Source organism: Amycolatopsis sp. NPDC059657, assembly GCF_042734395.1.
In the GTDB taxonomy this organism is placed as follows: domain Bacteria; phylum Actinomycetota; class Actinomycetes; order Mycobacteriales; family Pseudonocardiaceae; genus Amycolatopsis.
Genome location: NZ_JBHWEB010000187.1, coordinates 1 through 6,572, shown reverse-complemented (window position 1 = coordinate 6,572; position 6,572 = coordinate 1). Strand labels below are relative to the sequence as shown.

Here is a 6,572-nt window from a genome sequence, read left to right as displayed (position 1 = left end):
CCCCGTTTTCTACTGGGCCGGGGGGGGGTGGGCGTGTTACCCCCGGGCTTGGGGGTGGCGGTTGTGTATGTTTGGCCGGTAACGCCGCGCAAACGCTTCCACTCGCCCGCGTCCCGATGCCCGCTTTGCCCCATTCGCCCGGCTTTACGAGGGCGCCAACGTTGTGAACGAGGCGTTCACAACGCTCAGGGTTGCGAACGCGACGTTGACCACCCGACGTTCCCCCAAAACGCCGCCAAAAGGACCGCGCGGTCGAGGCGACACCCCGTCTACGTAAACAACCCCCCGCCCGTCCCTGGGGGCTCCGCCCTGCACCAGTCTATCGGGCCCCACCGACGAAACCAGGGGATTCAGGCGGTTGTCCACAGGCGACACAGACTGTGGACAACCCGGAAAACCCCAGGTAGAGGGCATGAAGGTCAGCGGGTGAGGGCGCCCCAGGCGTAGGTCTGCTTGGCGAGCTTCAGGTAGACGAAGGTCTCCGTGCTGACGATGCCGTCGATGCCGCGGATGTCGTCGTTGAGGACCTGGAGAAGGTGGTCGTCGTCGCGGCAGATGACCTCGATCAGGATGTCGAAGCCGCCGGCGCAGAGGACCACGTAGTGGACGTCGTCCAGCGCGGAGAGGCGCTCGGCGACGGCGTGGAGGTCGCCGCTGACCTTGATGCCGACCATGGCCTGACGGGCGAGGTCGACGTCGAGTGGGTCGGTGACGGCGACGATCTGCATCGTGCCGTCGCGCAGCAGGCGCTGGACACGCTGGCGGACCGCGCCCTCGGAGAGGCCGACCGCCTTGGCCAGCGCGGTGAACGAGGCCCGCCCGTCACGCTGCAGTAGCGAGATCAGCGTCCGGTCGGTCTCGTCGAGACCACGCGGGGTGCGCGGTTCGCCGTCCCGTTCGTCGGCCATGCGGGCCCTCCCTACGCGAAAAGAGTTCGCCGCAGCGTAGCGAGTTGTCGGACAGGCGTGGGGTCAGCCGCCATATTGGATCTTTCCGGTGTCCAGCCAGCGGAACCAAGCGAAAATCGTAGTCAAACTAGCCGGACGCCACTGAATCATCACCCAAACAGTGCGAGATGTGATAGCCTGAGGGCGCGAATATCCATGGAGGTGGATCGCCGTGACCGGCTTGGGATGTCGCGATTGCGCACCAGGTGGGCTCGGCGTGCGCTGGTTCGCGCGCTGCGGCGGGGGTCGCCAGCTCGGCGGTTAAGGGTCGGAAGTCCCCCTTTCCGCACCCACTCCCAAGGAATTCATCATGACCAGCTTCCTTCCCGCGCGCCGTCATATCCGTACGCCGACAAACTCGAAGACCCCGCATTTGGACGCGCTGAAAGATGCCGCGCCGCGCCCATTCTGGTTCGACAATCAAACGGCGCCCGAGCCTTGTTCCGCGCTGACCGCGGACACCACGACGGACCTCGTCATCATCGGCGGCGGCTACACCGGACTCTGGGCAGCCTTGCAGGCCAAGGAAAACGACCCATCACTGGACGTCGTGCTGATCGAAGCCGACACCTGCGGCTCGGCCGCGTCCGGCCGTAACGGCGGATTCTGCGCGTCCAGTCTCACGCATGGAATCCTCAACGGGATCGACCGTTTCGAAAACGAAATGCCCGAGCTGGAAAAGCAGGGACTCGCCAATCTCGACGAAATCGAAGCGGCCGTGAAACATTACGGCATCGACTGCGATTTCCAGCGTTCCGGCGAGCTGGATGTCGCGACAGAGCCGTGGCAACTCGACGAACTCGCCCGCTCGGCCATGCTCGCCGAGTCGCTCGGTCATGACGTCGAACTGCTCGACGCCGCCGAGACCCGCGCGCAGGTCAACTCGCCGACCTACCTCGGCTCGCTGTTCATGCCGCGCAGTGTCGCGATGCTCGACCCGGCCCGCCTCGCCTGGGGCCTGCGCGAAGCCTGCCTCGAACTCGGCGTCCGCATCTACGAGTGGACCAAGGCGCTGGAGCTCGACGAGGCCCGCAACGGCATCGAGGTCCGCACGCCGTACGGCAAGGTGCACGCGGCCCGCGGAATCCTTGCCACCAATGGGTTTCCGCCGTTGCTCAAGCGGCTCAAGAACTACATCGTGCCGGTATACGACTACGTGCTCGTCACCGAACCGCTCACCCAGGCGCAGCTCGACAGCATCGGCTGGCAGGCGAGACAAGGTGTCGGCGACTCCGCCAACCAGTTCCACTACTACCGGCTCACCGAGGACAACCGCATCCTCTGGGGCGGGTACGACGCGATCTACTACTACGGCGGCCCCGTCCGCAGCGAGCTCACACTGCGCCCGGACACCTACGCCGTGCTCGCCGACCACTTCTTCGAGACGTTTCCGCAGCTCGCGGGCGTGAAGTTCACGCACAGGTGGGGTGGCGTGATCGACACCTGCAGCCGGTTCTGCCCGTTCGTCGGCACCGCGATGGGCGGACGGCTCGGCTATGCGCTCGGCTTCACCGGGCTCGGCGTCGGCGCGACGCGGTTCGCCGCAGGCGCGCTGCTCGACCAGCTCTACGGCCGCTACACCGACCGCTCGCGCCTGCACCTGATGAACTCGAAGCCGTTGCCGCTGCCGCCGGAGCCGTTCCGCTGGATCGGGATTCAGCTGACCAGGTGGTCACTCAACCGGGCCGACGCCAACAGCGGGCGCCGCAACCTCTGGCTCCGGACGCTCGACCGGTGCGGTCTCGGCTTCGATTCCTAGCCCGTATCGGTCAACAAACTGCTGAATGCGTAGTTTCAAGCAAGAAACTCAGCGGAAAAGCTTGTCTTGACCTTGTTCGGCTGTCACCATCGACGCCCATGGCCGAGTCTTTCGCGATCACCAACCCTGCCAGCGGAGAGCTGATCGAAGAGATCCAGCTCGCCGAACCCGCCGACGTCGACGTCGCGGTCCGAAAGGCCCGCGACGCGCAACGCGAGTGGGCCCGCACCTCACCCGGCGAGCGCGCGGCGGTGCTGCTGAAGGTCGCGAACCTCTTGGAGGAACGCGCCGACGAGCTGGCGCTGACCGAGACCAGGCAGTGCGGGAAGCCGATCAGGTTGTCGAAGGAGTTCGACGTACCCGGCACGATCGACAACGCCGCGTTCTTCGCCGGCGCGGTCCGCACGCTCGAAGGCAAGGCGTCCGGCGAGTACTCGGCCGAACACACCTCGACCATCCGCCGCGAGGCCGTCGGGGTGATCGGCTCGATCGCGCCGTGGAACTACCCGCTGAACATGGCGGGCTGGAAGGTCTTCCCCGCACTCGCCGCGGGCAACGCGGTGGTCATCAAGCCTGCCGAGATCACCCCGCTGACCACGGTCATGCTGGCGCAAGCGTTTGCGGACGCCGGGCTGCCCGACGGCGTGCTCACCGTCCTCATCGGACGCGGCCGCGACGTCGGCGAGGCGCTGGTGAGCCACGACGGCGTCGACATGGTGTCGTTCACCGGCTCGACCGCGGTCGGCAGGCGGATCGCCGAACTCGCCGCCCGCGCGCCGAAACGGGTCCACCTCGAGCTCGGCGGCAAGGCCCCGTTCCTCGTCTTCGACGACGCGAGCCTCGAAGCCGCGGTGCACGGCGCCGTCGCGGGCGCGCTGCTCAACGGCGGCCAGGACTGCACCGCGGCCACCCGCGCGTATGTCCAGCGCCCGCTGTTCGACGCCTTCGTCGACGGGGTCGCCGAGCTGATGCGGTCGGTCAAGATGGGCAACCCCGAGGACCCGGCCACCGATCTCGGCTCGCTCGTGTCGACGGCGCAGGCCGAGCGGGTGCACGGCTTCGTCGGCCGCGCGCTCGACCAGGGTGCGAAGGCGGTCGTCGGCGGCGGCGCCCCGCGTGGCGCGTTCTACGAGCCGACGCTGATCGTCGACGCGCCGCACGAGTCCGAGATCGTGCAGGACGAGGTGTTCGGCCCGGTGCTCGCCGCGGTGCCCTTCGATTCCGACGACCAGGGGCTCGCGCTGGCGAACGACACCCGATACGGTCTGGCGGCTTCCGCCTGGACCAGCGACGTGTTCCGCGCGGGGCGGGCCAGCAGGGAGATCGCCGCCGGCTGCGTCTGGATCAACGATCACATCCCGATCGTGAGCGAGATGCCGCACGGCGGCATGAAGGCGTCCGGGTACGGCAAGGACATGTCGTCCTACGCGTTGGAGGAGTACACCGTCGTGAAACACGTGATGAGCGAGAACACCGGCGTCGCGCGTAAGTCCTGGCACCGGACGGTGTTCTCCCATGGCTGAGACGGTGCTGACGAAGGTCGAAGCGCCCGAAGGCAAAGGCCTGCGTACCGGCGCGCTGAACATGATGTCCTCGGTGGTCATCGGCATGTCGTCGACGGCGCCCGCCTACTCGATCGCCGCGACGCTCGGCCTGATCGTGCTGGCTGGCACGGGCTTCAAAGCGGCGTCGCTGGTGCTGCTCGCGTTCATCCCGGTGCTGTTCGTGGCGTTCGCGTTCCGCGAGCTGAATTCGGTCGAACCGGACTGTGGCACCAACTTCACCTGGGCGACGCGCGCGTTCGGCAGCCGCGTCGGCTGGCTGACCGGCTGGGTGGTGACGGTCGCGCAGCTGCTGGTGATGACCAGCCAGTCCGCCATCTCCGGCAAGTACACGCTGCTGCTGTTCGGCGCCGACGAGCTGGCCAACAACCGCGTGGTGACCACCGCGGTCGGCGTGCTCTGGCTGATCTTGCTGTGTTACCTCTGCTTCCGCGGCATCGAGATCTCCGCGCGCGTGCAGTGGGTGCTGCTGGCCGTGGAACTGGTCGTGCTGGCCGTCTTCTCGGTGGTCGCGCTGGTCCGGGTGTTCAGCGGCACGGCGGGTGACCAGGCGACGACGCCGTCGTGGAGCTGGCTGTGGCCGTCCGGCATCGGGTTCTCGTCGTTCATCTCGGCGGTGCTGCTGGCCGTGTTCATCTACTGGGGCTGGGAAAGCTCGGTCTCGGTGAACGAGGAGTCGGCCGACCCGAAGCGCGGGCCCGGCAAGGCGGCGGTGCTGTCCACCGTGCTGCTGGTGGTCAACTACCTGCTGGTGACGATCGCCGCGCTGTCCTTCGCGGGCGTCGGCACGGACGGGATCGGGCTCGGCAACGAGAAGAACGCCGATGACGTGCTCGCCGGGCTCGGCGACGCCGTGTTCGGGTCGAGCGGATTCGGCGCGGTGATGGGCTTCCTGCTGGTCATCTCGGTGCTGACCAGCGCCGCGGCGGCCTCGCAGGCGACGGTCATGCCCGCCGCGCGCACCATGCTTTCGATGGCCAGTCACGGCGCGCTGCCGAAGTCGTTCGCGCGGGTGCATCCGCGATTCCAGACGCCTTCGGTGTCGACTTGGGTGTTCGGGCTCGTGTCCTTTGTGCTCTATGTCGGCTTGTCGCTGTGGAGCGACAACATCCTGTCCGACTCGGTCGACGCGGTCGGGCTGACGATCGCCATCGAGTACACCGCGACGGCGCTCGCGTGCGTCTGGGTGTTCCGCAAGACGTTGTTCGCGAGCGTGCGCAACTTCTTCCTGCGCGGGGTTTTCCCGTTCGTCGGCGGGATCTTCTTCGCGGTGATACTGGTGGCCGCGCTGCTCGAGTACGCGAAACCGGACGCGGGCGAGACGACGGTGTTCGGCATCGGCGGGCCGGCGGTGATCGGCGTGGTGGCGATCTTCCTCGGGGTGCCGCTGATGCTGGTGATCCACCGCGCCTGCCGCGACTTCTTCGCCGGGCGGCGCCTGCCACGGGGCTTCGTCCGCGGTGACGAAGCCTCGATCACGCCCAAGGGGTCGTGAGTGCTGTGGGCGGCTACTGAGGGGAAAGCCGAACATGGCAACCCCAGGGCAGCTGAGTGAGGGCCTCCCTCACTCAACCCAAGTTCAGGGTCCCGCCCCCCGGGTCGGTTGAAGGAATGAACGCCCCTTGACATCTATAGGAGCATCGTTCACAACGCTGAGCGCCACATACGCCCCGTTCATCCCGTCCAGCCCGCTCCACAATGCACACGAAAGCGACAATGCGGGACAAAATCGTCGACGCGAGTCCTTTGTGGATATTTAGTGATCACCGATGCGAGTTGATCTTCGCGAAACCCGAATTTGGCCCGGCTTGGCCTGCGTTGTCAATCGGCACGTGAGCACGTGAAACCCGAGTCGGCCGGGCTGTCGTCGGTGGCCCGACCACAAGCATCCAACGTCCACAAAGGACTCAAGCGGTTGAATTTCGCCCCTCAATGTCGCATTTGCCCGCTTTGCGGGGTGGAGTGAACGGAATGAACGGGGCGTATGTGTCGCTCAGCGTTGCGAACGCCCCGTTCGCAACGTTCAACCACCCTGCGGCACCTACCGAGCAGCGGGCTTGACCAACCTGCCCGACCTTTAACCACCCGGCATTGCAGATATACGGGTGAGGGAGGCCCTCACTCCACGGTCTGGGTGAGGGAGGCCCTCACCCAAGCCTGGGCCGCGCGCGTGCGGGCGAGCCTGCCGAGAGCGAGGTCGTGAGCGTTGGGGGGGGGGGGGAAACCCCCCCCACCGCCCCCCCCACAACCCCCCCAAATCTGGGGGGCGCAGGCACCGCCCAAGAAAGGGGGGGGGGGGGTTTG

The 6,572-nt window shown here is 67.0% G+C and carries 4 protein-coding genes; 3 read left to right on the top strand and 1 reads right to left on the bottom strand.

All coding sequences use genetic code 11. The features are described from left to right. Positions 1–419 precede the first annotated feature (419 nt). Complete coding sequence (locus tag ACFV15_RS45710; protein WP_378359458.1) at positions 420–908, bottom strand: Lrp/AsnC family transcriptional regulator; 489 nt, start codon at positions 906–908, stop codon at positions 420–422. Between the two features lie 349 nt (positions 909–1,257). Between ACFV15_RS45710 and ACFV15_RS45705 the strand changes: the two genes are divergently transcribed. The 3 genes from ACFV15_RS45705 to ACFV15_RS45695 all read left to right on the top strand — a co-directional run bounded on the left by ACFV15_RS45705 (position 1,258) and on the right by ACFV15_RS45695 (position 5,763). Further along, positions 1,258–2,706 (top strand): NAD(P)/FAD-dependent oxidoreductase, encoded by a 1,449-nt coding sequence (locus ACFV15_RS45705; protein WP_378359456.1) that lies wholly within the window; start codon positions 1,258–1,260, stop codon positions 2,704–2,706. A gap of 98 nt (positions 2,707–2,804) precedes the next feature. Further along, complete coding sequence (locus tag ACFV15_RS45700; protein ID WP_378359455.1) at positions 2,805–4,229, top strand: gamma-aminobutyraldehyde dehydrogenase; 1,425 nt, start codon at positions 2,805–2,807, stop codon at positions 4,227–4,229. After that, the gene (locus ACFV15_RS45695) at positions 4,222–5,763 is read left to right on the top strand and encodes an APC family permease (RefSeq protein ID WP_378359454.1); all 1,542 of its coding nucleotides are present in this window, start codon (positions 4,222–4,224) and stop codon (positions 5,761–5,763) included. Before ACFV15_RS45700 ends, ACFV15_RS45695 begins: the two co-directional genes overlap by 8 nt. Positions 5,764–6,572 lie beyond the last annotated feature (809 nt).

Excerpts from the sequence above, each read along its gene's own strand:
- ACFV15_RS45700 (WP_378359455.1), top strand. The coding sequence starts at position 2,805 with ATGGCCGAGTCTTTCGCGATCACCAACCCTGCCAGCGGAGAGCTGATC.
- ACFV15_RS45710 (WP_378359458.1), bottom strand. The coding sequence starts at position 908 with ATGGCCGACGAACGGGACGGCGAACCGCGCACCCCGCGTGGTCTCGAC.
- ACFV15_RS45705 (WP_378359456.1), top strand. The coding sequence starts at position 1,258 with ATGACCAGCTTCCTTCCCGCGCGCCGTCATATCCGTACGCCGACAAAC.
- ACFV15_RS45695 (WP_378359454.1), top strand. The coding sequence starts at position 4,222 with ATGGCTGAGACGGTGCTGACGAAGGTCGAAGCGCCCGAAGGCAAAGGC.